The sequence below is a fragment of the Thalassotalea coralli genome, from assembly GCF_055786205.1.
Map to the genome: position 1 here is coordinate 1,088,206 of NZ_JBVVBK010000001.1, position 16,770 is coordinate 1,104,975.

General features: G+C 39.8%; 10 protein-coding genes. 9 read left to right on the plus strand and 1 reads right to left on the minus strand.

Annotated elements, in window-relative coordinates; translation table 11 throughout:
* Positions 1-272 precede the first annotated feature (272 nt).
* Positions 273-833: a DUF4136 domain-containing protein gene (locus ACOB80_RS04815; RefSeq protein WP_473164669.1), complete on the plus strand. Its 561-nt coding sequence runs from the start codon at positions 273-275 to the stop codon at positions 831-833.
* A 68-nt stretch (positions 834-901) separates the two neighbouring features.
* Here ACOB80_RS04815 and ACOB80_RS04820 read toward each other — a convergent pair whose 3' ends face one another.
* The gene (locus ACOB80_RS04820) at positions 902-2,227 is read right to left on the minus strand and encodes a Na+/H+ antiporter NhaC family protein (RefSeq protein WP_473164670.1); all 1,326 of its coding nucleotides are present in this window, start codon (positions 2,225-2,227) and stop codon (positions 902-904) included.
* A gap of 217 nt (positions 2,228-2,444) precedes the next feature.
* On the opposite strand from ACOB80_RS04820, the gene bamJ reads away from it, so the two are divergent.
* The 8 genes from bamJ (at position 2,445) to greA (ending at position 16,646) form a co-directional block, all read left to right on the plus strand.
* Positions 2,445-3,068 carry a BamJ family beta-barrel-assembly machinery protein gene (bamJ, locus tag ACOB80_RS04825; RefSeq protein WP_473164671.1) on the plus strand — a complete coding sequence of 208 codons (624 nt, stop codon included), beginning with the start codon at positions 2,445-2,447 and terminating at the stop codon, positions 3,066-3,068.
* A 437-nt stretch (positions 3,069-3,505) separates the two neighbouring features.
* Complete coding sequence (locus ACOB80_RS04830; protein WP_473164672.1) at positions 3,506-6,319, plus strand: TonB-dependent receptor plug domain-containing protein; 2,814 nt, start codon at positions 3,506-3,508, stop codon at positions 6,317-6,319.
* Between the two features lie 911 nt (positions 6,320-7,230).
* Complete coding sequence (locus ACOB80_RS04835; protein WP_473164673.1) at positions 7,231-10,029, plus strand: TonB-dependent receptor domain-containing protein; 2,799 nt, start codon at positions 7,231-7,233, stop codon at positions 10,027-10,029.
* A gap of 127 nt (positions 10,030-10,156) precedes the next feature.
* Entirely contained in the window at positions 10,157-10,582 is a 426-nt protein-coding gene (locus ACOB80_RS04840) for a DUF6841 family protein (RefSeq protein ID WP_473164674.1), read from the plus strand.
* Between the two features lie 8 nt (positions 10,583-10,590).
* Complete coding sequence (dapB, locus tag ACOB80_RS04845) at positions 10,591-11,400, plus strand: 4-hydroxy-tetrahydrodipicolinate reductase (RefSeq protein ID WP_473164675.1); 810 nt, start codon at positions 10,591-10,593, stop codon at positions 11,398-11,400.
* Positions 11,401-11,678: 278 nt separating this feature from the next.
* Complete coding sequence (gene carA, locus ACOB80_RS04850; RefSeq protein ID WP_473164676.1) at positions 11,679-12,806, plus strand: glutamine-hydrolyzing carbamoyl-phosphate synthase small subunit; 1,128 nt, start codon at positions 11,679-11,681, stop codon at positions 12,804-12,806.
* Between the two features lie 24 nt (positions 12,807-12,830).
* Positions 12,831-16,052 carry a carbamoyl-phosphate synthase large subunit gene (gene carB / locus ACOB80_RS04855; protein ID WP_473164677.1) on the plus strand — a complete coding sequence of 1,074 codons (3,222 nt, stop codon included), beginning with the start codon at positions 12,831-12,833 and terminating at the stop codon, positions 16,050-16,052.
* A 117-nt stretch (positions 16,053-16,169) separates the two neighbouring features.
* Complete coding sequence (gene greA, locus ACOB80_RS04860; RefSeq protein WP_473164678.1) at positions 16,170-16,646, plus strand: transcription elongation factor GreA; 477 nt, start codon at positions 16,170-16,172, stop codon at positions 16,644-16,646.
* The last annotated feature ends 124 nt before the right edge of the window (positions 16,647-16,770 follow it).

Sequence of the window (16,770 nt, forward strand, 5' to 3'; positions counted from 1 at the left end):
TTAATTTGTATACTTTCTACTGGTAATCTTAGAGAAGTTGTCACTTCTGTCAACCAAAAATTAACAAATTAACGATAACTTTTTTTTAGTTTTGCAAAGTGATCGGTATAACCTTGAACAATCGTAATATTTATAGTGCTTAATAGGCGACTTAAAGGCTGTTTTTTCTTGATTACAAAAAGTTGCAAAAGTTTAATCAACTATTATTGATATTTATACTAAGCTGTTTATATTCACGTGTAGTAACTAGCTAATTTAAAAGGAACATTTTTATGAAAAAGCTACAAACATTACTTACAGCAATCATGGCAATGTCCTTACTTGTCAGTTGTGCATCAACTCATCCCGCGAAAGTAGGATTTGATCGTAATAGCGCCATTAATACACAAAACTACAAAACATTTGCATGGCTAAATAAAAATAAGAGTCTGACAAAAAATGTTAATGTAAACCCTGTACGAAAAGCTCGTTTGGAAGACTCTATCGAGCAAGCATTCGTTGCTAAAGGGTATCGATTAGTGAGTAATCCTGAGCAAGCTGATTTCGCCATTTCGTATACTGTTGGTAGCCGCGAAAAAATTAAAGTGGACTCTTTTCCCACTACCTACCATGGTGGCTTTCGTTGGGGGGGGCCATATTATGGAAGCGTGACGACTACCGAAACGCGTGTTAGACAATACGATGAAGGGCACTTAGCGATAGATGTATTTGATGTAGAGACGCATCAGCCTGCGTGGCACGGATGGGCGGTAAAAAGAATTACTTCTGCAGACAAAGAGCAGCCAGATGTCGTGTTAACAGATATTGTTAATCAGGTAGTTGCTCAGTTCTAACCAAATACGATATTAAGTTGAAAAAAGGCCAGCTTATGCTGGCCTTTTTTCACACTATAAAGTTATGTTTATTTTTCTAACTTAGTTAAGCGCCAAAATGCAAAGCCGGCAACAAAAAACAAAATCATTGGATAGTATGCTTGGCTAACAACGTCTATCGGAGAAATGCTAAGGGTGGTACCCAATAATAGCGCTTGAGCACCATAAGGTAATAGCCCTTGGTTTATACATGCAAAAATATCAAGGATGCTGGCAGATTGGGCTGGCGTTAACTTACCATTGTCTGCTAGCTGTTTAGCCGTATCACCTGTTACTATGATTGAAACCGTATTGTTAGCAGTAAAAAAGTTACTGCTAAATACTAAGCCTGCGATACCAAACCCTGCGGCTCTCTTAGGGTTGTTTTTGCTTAACGAAGATGCAAGACGTTTAACCATATCTGTTAACGCCGCTAAACCACCTTGTCGCTTGATCAGCTCGCTTAACCCTCCAATAAATAGGGCCAAAATAAACAAATCTTGCATATTGGCAAAGCCTTGGTTGATGTCCTTTATCCATGCAGACATTTGATAATCTTGTGTTACCATTCCGACACCGGCAGCTAAGGCGATACCTAACAAAAGAACGATAAATACGTTCACCCCCATCAAAGCTAATACTAATATGACTAAGTAAGGGACAATACCAATAAACGAAGCTTCGCTTGATTCAGTAACCGGTATAGAAACTCCTGCAGAAGAAAAAATGACTAAACAAGCAATTGCTGCAGGTACTGCAAAAGTAAAGTTAACTTTAAATTTGTCTTTCATATGGGCACCCTGTGAGCGGGTCGAAGCAATCGTTGTGTCAGAGATAATAGATAAGTTATCGCCAAATATTGCCCCAGAAATAATAACACCCGCTAATAAGCTAGGATCTATATCTGCTGATTCAGTAAAACCTAGGGCAATTGGAGCGATTGCCGCAATGGTCCCCATGGAGGTTCCCATTGCTGTAGAGATAAACGCTGCTACAAGAAATAGGCCCGGTAAAAGCAAATAGTCAGGGAATATCGATAATCCAAGTTGTACGCTGGCATCAACACTTCCTGTTGATTTTGCAACTGTAGCAAAAGCACCTGCCAATAAATAAATTAAGCACATGGTGACAATATTATTGTGGCCTGCGCCCTCGACAAACTGTTGTATTTGTTTATTTACTGGGGCTTTTCCAAGAGCTATTGCCAATAAAATAGCAGGGATAATTGCGATACTAGCGGGCAGTTGATAAAAAGCGAACTCAACTCCTTGCAAGGTTAAAACTGTACCTGTTCCTAAAAATAAACCTAAGAAAACAATGAATGGGAGTAGGGCAATTGGATTTTTTTCGCTTGAGTGATTAACTGCTTTATTCATATATATGTGATTGTCATTATTGTTACTGCTCACAATAATATATTTGGCTAAAAAGTCTATGAAATTCTTATGGCATACTTGTCTAACCTATGCAACATATCGTTATTAAATCATTGCCTTTTCACTACAGAGTCTTTGAACACTGTGATATTATTTGCGCGTTTATTTTATCGCTTCTTTTTCGTATTAAGAAGCTCCCAACTTAAAAGAGAGATTTATGTCTGACAATAAGTTTGAATCAATCGAACAACGCGTAAGTTACGGTGTTGGTCGCCAACTAGGTGATCAATTGCGTAACAACCCTTTTAAAGATTTTGATGTGACTGCAGTACAAGCAGGTCTTGCTGATGCGTTAGCCGCTGCTGAAAGCCAAGTTTCAGAAGCTGACTTAAATGAAGCATTTGCTGTTGTTTCTAAGAAACTTCAAGAGCAAGAGCAAGAAGCAGCTAAAGAAAAGTCTGCTGAAGGCGAAGCTTATTTAGCGGAAAATGCAAAGCGTGAAGAAGTAACTGTACTTGAGTCAGGTCTTCAATACGAAGTTATAACTGAAGGTGACGGCGACAAACCAACGGCACAAAGCACTGTTAGAACTCATTACCATGGTACTTTTATTAATGGTGAAGTTTTCGATAGCTCATATGATCGCGGTCAACCAGCGGAATTCCCAGTAAGTGGTGTTATTGCAGGCTGGACTGAAGCGCTTCAACTTATGAATGTAGGTTCAAAGTGGCGTTTACATATTCCTTATCACTTAGCTTATGGTGAGCGTGGTTCACACGGCGCTATTCCACCTTACGCCGCATTAGTTTTTGATGTTGAGTTACTTGATATCATCGGATAACCAATGTTTACTAACCGAATACCTCACGTATTCGGTTAGTATTTTTTTATCTTAAATATTTTTATCTTATACCATTCAGTACTAACCCTGACCTTCTCAAAAATAAAATTTCACCGGTTGATTTTAGCCTTTTAAATAAATTTTCTTTGTAGATTGAAAATAAGTTATCTTCTAACTTATTGAAATATTGTTATTTATTTTTCAATTGCACCTTGTAGATCAATTTCTATCGTGACTTTTCTATATAGATAATTATTCACCGATACCGAACAAAAAACCAAAAATTTCATATTTATTTACATTAAATTTACAAATAATTGTTGCTATTACTACGTATTGTATACATTATATTTATGTCGTGTAACATCATGTTAACATGTCGTTAAACAAATACTAAAAAACGTTTCTTGTAACTAAACGATTTTGGAAAATAAAAAATGAAATTAAAAGCTATATCAAGGGGAGTGGCTATTTCTTTAGGCTTGTTACCTATGGCTGTTTTAGCTCAGGATCAAGCTGCAAATAATACGGAAGTAGCTGAAGAAGAAGTAGAACTTATTGAAGTAACTGGTTCTCGCATTAAGCGCGTAGACATGGAAAACATTTCTCCAGTTGTCGTGATTTCTGCAGAAGATATTAAAATGCAAGGTCATGCTAACGTATATGACGCGTTAGATGCGCTTTCTATGAACACAGGTATTTTTGTTGGTGAAGAAAGCAGTAATAACTTTAACGCAAACGCTCAAGCGCTAAACTTACGTGGTTTTGGTTCGGGTTACACGTTAACACTGGTAAATGGTCGTCGCATTCCGGTACTTCCTAAACCTGCTGGCGCTGTATCAGGTGCCGTTGTAAACCTAGCAATGATTCCTACCGAAGCTGTAAAACGTGTCGAAGTGTTAAGTGGTGGTGCATCGGCTATTTATGGTTCAGATGCTGTTGCTGGTGTAATCAACATTATCCTTAAAGATGATTATGAAGGAAGCAAGGCGACCCTTCGTTTAGGCGATACCAAACACGGTGGCGGCGAAAGTCAGAAGCTAACATTAAGTACGGGTGGTCAAGTAGATAACTTTAATTACACTGCCGTGTTAGAGGTAGATAAGCGCGACCCAATTTACGGTTCTGATCGTGATTGGATGGATCACCCAAATGATAGCCCTAATGAAGCTCGCCATGACCTATCTCAAGTAATGTCTTTCTGGAACCGTTCTAACTGGGAATTGATCGATATTGGGGAAAAGTGTGGTCCTTTAGGTTATGAGAAAGCACAACCTTGGTATGTAACTGATGATCGTTACTACTGTGGTGATAACCTATACGATACTTATTCCGTTCGTAACCAACGTGATAGAGTTTCTGCTTTTATAAACCTTGAATGGGAATTAGAAGATTCAACAGTATTCGCTAATATCATGGGAACTCACTCTGAAGCAGACGCTGGTATTTACAGATACAGTTTCGGTGCCCATTACAGTGTTCATGACGATGTAGCTAACCCTTATGATGCTGATGGCAACTGGACGGGACAAGCAAGCCGTCACTTCTGGCGTCGGTTTAGAAACTTTGAAGTACCTACCTCTAACCAAGAGTTTGAAGAGTACTCGATTATGGCAATCGCGGGTATCGAAGGTACTATCGCTGATGAATATGATTACTCACTTACCTTTTCTGCTAGCCAATACGACTATGAAGATACGGTTGTTCGCTTTGATACCCAGGATATGATGGGGCTTCTATTTGGCGAACGAGGTACCGATTGGGACATGCCTTGGGAAGATAGTGGCGATACTTGGGTTACGGTAAATCCATCAGCGTTAGACAACAATTACTTGCCAACGAATATTGATATCTTGGGTCCACTTACTCCTGATATGTTTGACAGTGCAACGCATAACTCAGAAGGTATAGGTGACTCTTACTTATATAGTTTAGCTTTTGATATAGCGGGTTCTATCGTAGAGCTACCTGCTGGCGACTTGCAGTTTTCGTTTATTACTGAAGTTATGCGTGAAGGTTATGAATTTGATACGGATAAACCAACGGTAGAAGGCCAAATATATGGCTGGAGTGGCATCGTTGGCCGCGGTGACCGCACGCGTTATTCGACAGGCGTAGAGTTTGCTATTCCAATTGCTAGCGAAGATAGCGCAATTGGTTACGTTGAAGGTAAACTAGCTGGTCGTTATGACTATTATGATGATGAGTCGAACGTTGATGGTGCATTTACATACCAATATGGCTTAACGTGGAAACCGTTAGAAGAGATTATGGTACGAGCGTCATATGCGACATCGTTTAGAGCGCCAGACATGCATCTACTCTATGCGGAAAGAAGTTCTTCATATACTTCAGGTACCGATTACCTAGAGTGTGTGCAAACAGAAGGGCTTAGTAGCGGTGATAGCTGGAGTGATCCATGTTCTAAGCAAGATTATGCAACCGGTGATATTAGACAATATTCACAAGGTGATACAGATCTTGAAGAAGAAACGGGTGACAGTTTAAATGTTGGCGTTGTATTGGATATCACTGACAATTGGTCATTAACACTTGATTATTATGATATTACGCTTGAGAAAAAAGTAGGCGTTATAGGTGCGGACACAGTGCTTCGCTATGAAGCTGAATGTAAAGTCGGTTTTGATCAATATGGCCAATCTGTTGATATTAATTCTCCTAAATGTCAAGAAATGACAGGGCGAGTAACACGTCGTGATCGCGATGATTCGGTACTTTCTGTTGATGCTAACCCATTTAATACTGGTTTACGTCAGCAAGAAGGTATGGACTTATCATCTCGATTTACTCACGATTTAGGTGACGCAGGGAATATTTTCTTCAATGTAAACTACACGCATATCTTTGAAACCAATGAAAGGTTCTTACCGGAAGATGACATCGAAGATATCCGAGATTATCAGTGGAATAGAGAGTTTAGAACACAAACTACTGCAACTGTTGGTTGGTCAGGTGAAGACTTAAGAGTTTCATTATTTATGAATCGTTTAGGCTCATCTCCAGTAGAGCATTCTGATGATGTTAACGAGCGTTACGGCGCTTGGACAACTTATAACTTGAACGTTAACTACTGGATCACTGATGACTTAGAACTATCTGCATCTGTCGTTAATTTGTTTGATAAAGAACCACACTTCCATGAATCAGAAGAGTGGTGGCCATTTGCAGACATTTCTAAGTACAACCCAGTTGGTATGGAGTACTTTGTTACAGTCGGTTATAAGTTCTAATTTTATAACTGATTAAAACTAGTGATATTTTTCTAAAGCCAGAATTATTTCTGGCTTTATTTGTTATCAACTCTCTTCTTTTCAAACACCACTCAATTTTTTGCCTCCTTTGCTGGTCACTTGTAATCAATCTAATGTGCTTCATTGGTTAACTATATCCATTACTTGTGTACGCAATCGATAAAATCACGTAACACTTAGATAGTCGTTTGATTCATAAATAGATAATTTGGGATTTCGGTTATCACAATGCTCAGGCTATTTGAAAACCCTCCTATGGCGTTTTACGGGAATAGTCGCGGTTTAGGATTTGAATTAAAGCTACAACGTGTCGGCATTAGTTAGGTACAAAGTCTTGGTCGTTTAATTTCAATTTATGAATTGAATACTATACTTGGCTATCAGGTTATTTCCTGAAGAACTTAAGCAACTGAAAGTAAATGTCTTGATTTATATATGTTTAGAATTCTTTGAGGAATATTTATTCACCCTTTATTTGCATAAATACCCACAACTTTAAATAAAACGTTAAATTAGGCTGTAAAAGTCGTTATTGAAAAGTTCGCAATTGTAAAGCGTAACTTTTTGTAAGTATATGATGTATTTTTTAGTTATATAGAAAAAAATGCACAACTATGGTTTCGTAAACGACAATGTAACTCTAATTTAACTTGTTGTTATTGTTGGTTATTTTTGTGTGATTTTTGGTTTGTAAATTTTAGGTTAATATCAAGTGTTAGATACTTTGTAACCATTATGTAATATACAATCTGCATTTTCCTTGTACCTATATGCAAAAATGGAATTGATCTAATTACTGATTGTATACATTATGTGGTCTGCTAAGCTGCATATACCAATAAAAATAAGAATAAATATGCATTTATTTAAATTGAACAGTTGGAACACATATGAAATTAAAAGCACTATCTAAAGGGATTGCAGTTTCACTAGGATTGTTACCATTTTCATTGCTTGCGCAAGAGCAATTGTCAGACGAGAACCAAGTCGAAGAAGAAATCGAAAAAATTGAAGTTACCGGTAGTCGTATCAAGCGTGTTGATATGGAAGGTATCTCACCAATCGTAACGATTTCAGCAGAAGATATTCAAATGCAAGGCCATGCTAATGTATTTGATGCCCTCGACTCTTTGTCCATGAACACTGGCCTTTTTGTTGGTGAAGAAGACACAAATAACTTTAACGCTAATGCTCAAGCGATCAATCTACGAGGTTTCGGCGCTGGCTATACTTTAACATTGGTTAACGGTCGTCGTATTCCTGTATTACCTAAGCCAGCGGGTAACGTTGCCGGTAACGTCGTTAACCTTGCAATGATCCCAACAGAAGCTGTTAAGCGTGTTGAAATTTTAAGTGGTGGTGCATCAGCTATTTACGGCTCAGACGCTGTAGCAGGTGTTATCAATGTAATTTTAAAAGATGACGTTGACTATAATAAAGTTACTGCTCGTATGGGTGATACCAAAGATGGCGGCGGTGCTTCTAAGAAATTTACTTTAAGCACTGGCGGCAATATTGACGCATTTTCATACACAGCGGTGATTGAAGTAGATCAGCGTGATCCAATTTATGGTACAGACCGAGACTGGTTTGACTCTCCGTACGATAGCCCAAATGAATCTCGTCATAACTTAAGCCAAGTCATGTCGTATTATGCGCGTTTTCAGCCTGATCCTTGGATGTTAATTGATTTATCAGATCAATGTGATGCATTAGGTTACTCAAAAGAGCAGCCAGGTTGGGTAACGCCATTTGAAGGTGACCCGCACTTCTGTGGCGATAACGTTTATGATACGTACACTGTTCGAAACGCTCGTGACCGTGTTTCTGCATTTGTTAACTTAGAATATGAATTAGAAGATTCAAACTTATTTGCAACTATCATGGCAACACAGTCAGATGCGGATGCCGGCCTTTATCGTTATAGCTATGCGTTAGATTATGACGTACGAAGTGATGTTGACGATTGGAGTACATGGCAAGGTAGTCGTCATATTTATCGCCAATTCCAAAACCATGAAGTACCAACATCAAATCAGACGTTCGAAGAAATGTCAGTAATGGGAATCGTAGGTATAGAAGGTGTAATCGCTGATGATTATGACTACTCATTAACGTTTACTGCTAGCCAATATGATTATGAAGATAGCGTTGTGCGTTTTGACGATGAAAAGATGCTAACACTTCTTTTTGGTGAACGCGGTGTTGCTTGGGATTGGCCTTGGGAAGGTTCTCGTTGGGCGGTAGTAGATGAGTCAGTGTTAAATGATGATTTTACTCCCAAAAACATTGATTTCTTTGGTCAGCTAACGCCAGATATGTTTGATGAAGCTGCTCACAACTCCGTAGGTGATGGTAACTCTTATTTATATAGCTTAGCATTTGATCTGACTGGTGCATTGATAGAAATGCCGGCAGGTGACTTACAATTTGCTTTAGTTGCAGAGTACTTGAAAGAAGGATACGAGTTTATTACTGATGAACCAACGGTAAATGGCGATATCTACGGCTGGAGTGGTATTACCGGTGAAGGTGATCGTGATCGCTACGCAGTTGGTATCGAATTCTTAATCCCGTTAACGGATACAGATAGTTCTATCGGTTACTTAGAAGCGAAAGCAGCTGGTCGTTACGACTATTACGATGATAAATCTGAAGTAGGTGGTGCATTTACTTATCAAGTGGGCCTTACTTGGCGTCCAATTGAAGAGATCATGATGAGAACTTCATACTCAACGTCTTTCCGTGCACCAGATATGCATTATATGTATGCTGGACGTAGCTCTTCGTTTACATCAGGCACAGATTATACTACGTGTGTTCAAGAAGAAGGTATTCAAATAGGAGAAAGCTGGGGGAGCTGTGGTGAAAACTATGGCACAGGCAGCATTCGTCAATATTCTGAAGGCGACCTTTCTTTAGAAGAAGAAACAGGTGACAGCTTTAATGTTGGCTTCGTATTTGATTTAACAGATAACTTGTCTTTCACTGCTGATTACTACGAAATTAGTCTTGAGAAAAAAGTAGGTGTTATCGGTGCAGGTACGGTTCTTCGCTACGAAGCAGAATGTACCGTTGGCTTTACTCAGTATGGCGAAACAGTTGATCCTAACTCTGCTAAGTGTCAAGAAATGCTCAACCGTGTAGAGCGTGGTGGCCCGCGTGGTGGCGTTGTTTCAACAGTAACTAGCCCGTTTAATACAGGTGTACGTGAGCAAAGCGGTATTGACCTTTCAACTCGCTATAACAAAGATATTGGTGATTTAGGAAACGTGTTTTTCTCAATCAATTACACAAATATTTTTGAAACGAACGAAAAATACTTACCTGAAGACGAGTTAGAAGATATTCGTGATTTGCAGTGGAATAACGAATTCCGCACGCACACTACAGCAACTGTTGGCTGGAGCAATGACGATCTATCTGTTTCACTATTCGCTAACCGTTTAGGTAGCTCGCCAGTTCGTTGGTCAGAAGATGAAAATGAGCGTTATAAAGCGTGGACACGTTATAACTTAAACGTAAGCTACTTTATTACTGATGACTTAAAAGTTGATGCGTCAGTGGTTAACTTATTTGACAAAAAACCGCCTCGTCATGAGTCAGAAGAGTGGTGGCCATTTGCCGACATTTCTAAGTACAACCCTGTTGGTATGGAATTCTACGTAACGGTAGGTTACCAGTTCTAAGTTTGGCATTGTATTTAATTAGAATTGAAAAACGCGCTTAGATACAAGCGCGTTTTTTTATTCATACGTAGCAATAATAGCGTTAACTCCGTAGAATATAGCAAACTAATCTCACTGTACTGTATTCATGGACTCACCAGACATCGCCTTGTTTTTTACTCAATTGACACAGGCATTTATTAACAGTGATATTGCGAAAATGCGCGATATGCATACTGCTAGAGCCAGTTTTAGCTCACCAGACACCATAAAACTTGCTAACTCAGAACAAGACTTTATCGACACTTTTGCGCAAGGTGCGGATTTATTAAAAAACGAGAGTATTTCAGGGATATCGGTATCCAATGGTCAATGGCAAGAACTCACCAATGACTTGATAATCGCTTCTTTGGATTGGCGTCTTTTTGACCAATCAAATAACCTTTTTACAGAATTTCGCGCAATTTATCATTTAACAATTGTAGATAGCGCCTTTAAAATTTGCAGTACGCAATCGGTGGAAGTGCATGCAAACGTTGAAATGCAGAACCGGTTTACTATTTCTCAGGAGTAACAGAATAAATGACAATTAAAGTAGCAGTATTAGGCTGTGGTGGTCGAATGGGAAGAAACCTGATCCAAGCAGCTAACGATTATGACGGTATTACATTAGTTGGTGGTACCGTAAGAAGTACATCTTCATTTATCGGTGTCGATTTAGGCGAGTTAGCGGGAATTGGTAAAATTGGTGTAAATAGCACGGCAAATATAGCTGATTTACTTGATGCTGACGTGTTTATCGACTTTACTTCTATAGAATCTACGTTTGAGCACTTAGCGTGGTGTGAGAAACATAATAAATCTGTCGTCATAGGCACGACGGGTTTCAGTGATGATGAAGTTACGCGAATCAAAACTTTTGCAGAGAATATTCCTGTAGTTTTAGCACCTAATACCAGTGTCGGTGTTAATTTGTTATTTAAACTGTTGGAAATAACGTCTAAGGCCATTGGTGAGCAAACTGATATTGAGATATTCGAAGCGCATCACAGATTTAAAAAAGACGCGCCTTCTGGCACTGCAATGAAAATGGGGCAAGTAATTGCTGACACCTTAGGAAGAGATTTGCAGCAAGTGGCAGTATACGGTCGCGAAGGCATTACTGACGAACGTAAGAGCGATACCATAGGGTTCGCTACTGTGCGCGCTGGAGATATTATTGGCGAGCACACCGCATTTTTTGCGGACTTAGGTGAAAGGTTAGAAATTACCCATAAAGCAACGTCACGCATGACATTTGCTACAGGTGCAATGCGAGCTGCAACTTGGTTAAGCAATGAAAGTGCAGGTTTTTATGACATGCAAGATGTACTTAACCTAAAGTCTTTGTAGCTATTTAAAGGATTTTACTAGGGAAAAGTCGTTTTTTTATCGCTTTTGAAGAAAAACGACTTATAAAGCCATATTTTTATAAATTTAGACTAGACGTATATGTCATAAAAGCGTAAAATAAGTGGATTTTGTCAAAAATTCACTGTTAAGGATAACAACAGGGTATTTTTGGCATTTTTTATGTGTGAAGGAAAATCACATTAGCGACATTCATGCTTAGTGGTAGCGGCATTTGTGTTTGATACCGTTAAGTTTCATTCTTCTTTACGGAGGCTAAATTGACTAAATCTGCCATTTTGGTGCTTGAAGACGGCACTGTATTTAAAGGCACCGCAATCGGTGCAGACGGGGCGGCTGTTGGTGAAGTAGTTTTTAATACTTCTATGACAGGTTACCAAGAAATTCTAACCGACCCATCTTATGCAGAACAAATTGTTACTCTAACATACCCACATATCGGTAACACCGGAACGAACAGCGAAGACGAAGAGTGCGGCGCTATTTGGGCAAAAGGTTTAGTTATTCGCGATCTGCCTCTTCTGGCAAGCAACTTCCGTAACGAAAAAAGTTTAAGTGACTATCTGAAAGATAACAATATTTTAGGTATTGCAGATATCGACACACGTAAGCTTACTCGTATTCTTCGTGAAAAAGGTGCACAAAATGGCTGTATCTTAGCTGGCGACAACTTAGACGAAGCGAAAGCACTAGAGAACGCTAAAGCATTCCCAGGTCTTAAAGGAATGGATTTAGCTAAAGTAGTTTCTACCAAAGAGCAGTACCAGTGGAAAGAAGGTACATGGAAGCTTGGTGAAGGACACAGTGTTAACGAAAACGGTGAGTTTCATGTAGTTGCCTACGATTTTGGTGCAAAACGCAATATTTTACGTATGTTAGTAGAGCGTGGCTGTAAATTAACCGTTGTTCCGGCGCAAACATCTGCTGAAGATGTGTTAGCGATGAATCCAGATGGTATTTTCTTATCAAACGGCCCTGGCGACCCTGAGCCATGTGACTACGCGATTTCTGCAATTAAATCATTCTTAGAAACAGATATTCCGATTTTTGGTATTTGTTTAGGCCATCAGTTACTAGGCTTAGCAAGTGGTGCACAAACAGTGAAAATGAAGTTTGGCCATCATGGTGCTAACCACCCAGTTAAAGATTATGATCGTAATGTGGTGATGATTACTTCTCAAAACCACGGTTTTGCGGTTGACGAAGATTCACTTCCAGAAAACATCAAAGTAACGCACAAGTCATTATTCGATGGTTCATTGCAAGGTATCCACTTAACAGATAAGCCTGCATTTAGTTTCCAAGGTCATCCAGAAGCTAGCCCAGGTCCGCAAGATGCTGCGCCATTGTTTGATCACTTCATTGATTTAATTAAAGCACGTAAGTAATAAAGGTTAGGAGAATAAGTAGACATGCCAAAACGTACTGACATAAAAAGTATCTTAATCTTAGGTGCCGGTCCGATTGTTATCGGTCAAGCCTGTGAATTCGATTACTCTGGTGCTCAAGCTTGTAAAGCATTACGTGAAGAAGGTTACCGAGTTATCTTAGTTAACTCTAACCCAGCAACGATTATGACTGACCCTGAAATGGCTGATGCAACATATATCGAGCCAATTCACTGGGAAGTTGTTCGCAAGATTATTGAAAAAGAACGCCCTGATGCAGTTTTACCAACTATGGGTGGCCAAACAGCACTTAACTGTGCGCTTGAATTAGAATCTAACGGTGTTTTAGAAGAGTTTGGTGTTGAAATGATCGGCGCAACAGCCGATGCAATCGACAAAGCTGAAAACCGTGAACGCTTTGACCAAGCCATGAAAAACATTGGTTTAGAATGTCCTCGTGCTGAAATTGTTCACTCAATGGATGAAGCACGCGATACAGCTAAACGCATTGGTTTCCCTTGTATCATTCGCCCATCATTTACTATGGGTGGTACTGGTGGCGGTATCGCTTATAACCAGGAAGAATTCGAAACTATCTGTACTCGTGGACTAGATTTATCACCAACGAACGAATTGTTAATTGACGAATCGTTAATTGGTTGGAAAGAGTATGAGATGGAAGTTGTTCGCGACAAAGCTGACAACTGTATCATTATCTGTTCTATCGAAAACTTTGACCCTATGGGCATTCACACGGGTGACTCAATTACCGTGGCACCTGCACAAACGTTAACAGATAAAGAATACCAAATTATGCGTAATGCTTCTTTAGCAGTATTACGTGAAATCGGTGTTGAAACAGGTGGTTCAAACGTACAATTTGGTGTTTGTCCAAACACTGGTCGTATGGTTATCATTGAGATGAACCCTCGTGTATCTCGTTCATCAGCACTAGCGTCAAAAGCAACTGGTTTCCCTATCGCAAAGATTGCAGCAAAACTTGCTGTTGGTTATACACTTGATGAGTTATCAAATGACATTACAGGTGGTGCTACACCTGCTTCATTTGAACCAACAATCGACTACGTAGTTACTAAGATCCCACGCTTTAACTTTGAAAAGTTCGCTGGTTCAGAAGACCGTTTAACAACGCAAATGAAGTCTGTTGGTGAAGTCATGGCAATTGGCCGTAACCAACAAGAATCTATGCAAAAAGCGTTACGTGGCTTAGAAGTAGGCGCAAGTGGTTTCGATCCTCAAGTTGATGTTACTCAGCCTGGCGCGAAAACCAAGATCATGCATGAGCTTCAAGAAGCGGGTGCTGAGCGTATTTGGTATGTTGCTGATGCTTTCCGTCTAGGGTTATCAGTTGATGACGTATTCCGTTTAACTAAAATTGACCGTTGGTTCCTAGTTCAAATTGAAGACATCGTCTTAAACGAGCAGAAAGTTGCTGAAGGCGGCATGGCTGGCTTGACGGCTGAATATCTAGGACAGTTAAAGCGCAAAGGTTTTGCTGATGCACGTTTAGCAGAGTTAATTGGCGTAAGTGAAGCTGAAATTCGCAAGAAGCGTCACAATGCTGAAATCTTCCCTGTTTACAAGCGCGTAGATACTTGTGCTGCTGAATTTAAGTCAGATACTGCTTACATGTACTCAACGTACGATGAAGAGTGTGAATCAGCGCCAAGCGATCGTGAAAAAATCATGATTTTAGGTGGCGGTCCTAACCGTATCGGTCAAGGTATCGAATTCGATTACTGTTGTGTACACGCGGCTTTAGCGCTTCGTGAAGACGGTTACGAAACTATTATGGTTAACTGTAACCCTGAAACGGTTTCAACTGATTACGATACTTCTGATCGTTTATACTTCGAACCAATTACCTTTGAAGATGTACTTGAAATTGTTCGTATTGAAAAGCCAAAAGGCGTTATCGTTCAATACGGTGGCCAAACACCACTTAAATTAGCGCGCGCGCTTGAAGCTGCTGGCGTACCTATTATCGGTACTTCACCAGATGCTATTGACCGTGCAGAAGACCGTGAGCGTTTCCAACAAGCGGTTGACCGTTTAGGCTTATTACAGCCAGAGAATGCGACAGTTACTTCATTAGATGAAGCGTTAGCAAAAGCTGAAGCGATTGGCTTCCCATTAGTTGTTCGTCCTTCATATGTACTTGGTGGTCGTGCAATGGAAATTGTTTACGACATCGAAGATTTACGTCGCTACATGAATGAAGCGGTAAGTGTTTCTAACGAAGCACCTGTACTTCTTGACCACTTCTTAGATGACGCTATCGAAGTTGATATTGACGTACTTTGCGACGGTGAAAATGTTGTTGTTGGTGGTATCATGCAACACATTGAACAGGCAGGTGTTCACTCAGGTGACTCAGCATGTTCATTACCTGCTTATAGCTTAAGTAAAGAAGTACAAGACGTGATGCGTAAGCAAGTAACAGATTTAGCGTTTGAGCTAGGTGTTATTGGTCTTATGAATACACAGATGGCTGTTAAAGACGGTAAAGTTTATCTAATTGAAGTTAACCCTCGTGCAGCACGTACAGTTCCATTTGTATCAAAAGCGACTTCAGTGCCACTTGCAAAAGTTGGTGCTCAAGTAATGGCTGGCAAGAAGCTTGCGGAATTAGGCATTACTGAAGAGACAATTCCACCATATTTCTCAGTGAAAGAAGTTGTTATTCCATTTAACAAGTTCCACGGTTGTGACCCGCTAGTTGGCCCTGAAATGCGTTCAACTGGTGAAGTCATGGGTGTTGGTAAGACTTTCGAAGAAGCCTACGCAAAAGCAAATTTAGGTGCTGGTGTTTCGGTTCCTAAGTCGGGTCGAGCATTAATCTCTGTGCGCAACAGTGATAAAGAACGTGTTGTTGACTTAGCGAAGCAATTAGTTGAACTTGGCTATGAGTTAGATGCAACCCATGGTACGGCTGTTGTTTTAGGTGAAGCGAACGTTCCTTGCCGTTTAGTGAACAAGGTTCATGAAGGTCGTCCTCACATTCTTGATAGAATTAAGAATGAAGAGTACAGCTATATCATTAACACCACAGAAGGTCGTAAGGCCATTGAAGACTCTAAAGTGCTTCGCGGTGGTGCATTGAGATATAAAGTAGCTTATACAACGACGTTAAACGCGGCCTATGCAGCGTGTCAGGCACATGCGGCTGACGATAGAAATATTGTTACATCAATTCAAGAGTTGCATGAAAGCTGCAAAGCTTAAGCTTTAAAACTTGGTGTAAATCAATCCTTCTGTTAAGCTGAAATATTCGGCAAGAAGGAAAATTTAAGAATTAAGGTGGTGTAATAGCCACCTTAATTGATTTAGGAAGTTAGAAGAATGAATCAATACCCAATGACAATGCAAGGTGCGGAAGCATTGCGTGAAGAGTTAAACCACTTAAAAACGGTGAAGCGTCCTCAAATAATTGAAGCGATTGCAGAAGCTCGTGAACACGGCGACTTAAAAGAAAACGCTGAATACCATGCTGCTCGTGAGCAACAAGGTTTTTGTGAAGGCCGTATTCAAGACATCGAAGGTAAGCTAGGTAACGCACAAATCATCGACATCACTAAAATACCAAACAATGGTAAAGTGATATTCGGTGTTACGGTGACATTACTGAATATTGATACTGACGAAGAAGTGACTTATCAGATAGTAGGTGACGACGAAGCTGACATTAAAAACAACCGTATTTCAGTTAACTCACCAATTGCACGTGGCTTAATTGGTAAAGAAGTCGATTCAGAAGTAGAAATCGCAACGCCTGCAGGCGCTGTAGAGTACGAAATTATTGCGGTTGAGCATAAATAAATGCTTAACGAGAACAAGGCGCTTTTTATAGCGCCTTTTTTTATGCCTAAAAATTTACGCCAAAAAATAATGGGTTTAAATGAAATTTTTTCTCAAAATAGTAATCTTAACAATTCGTTCAGTT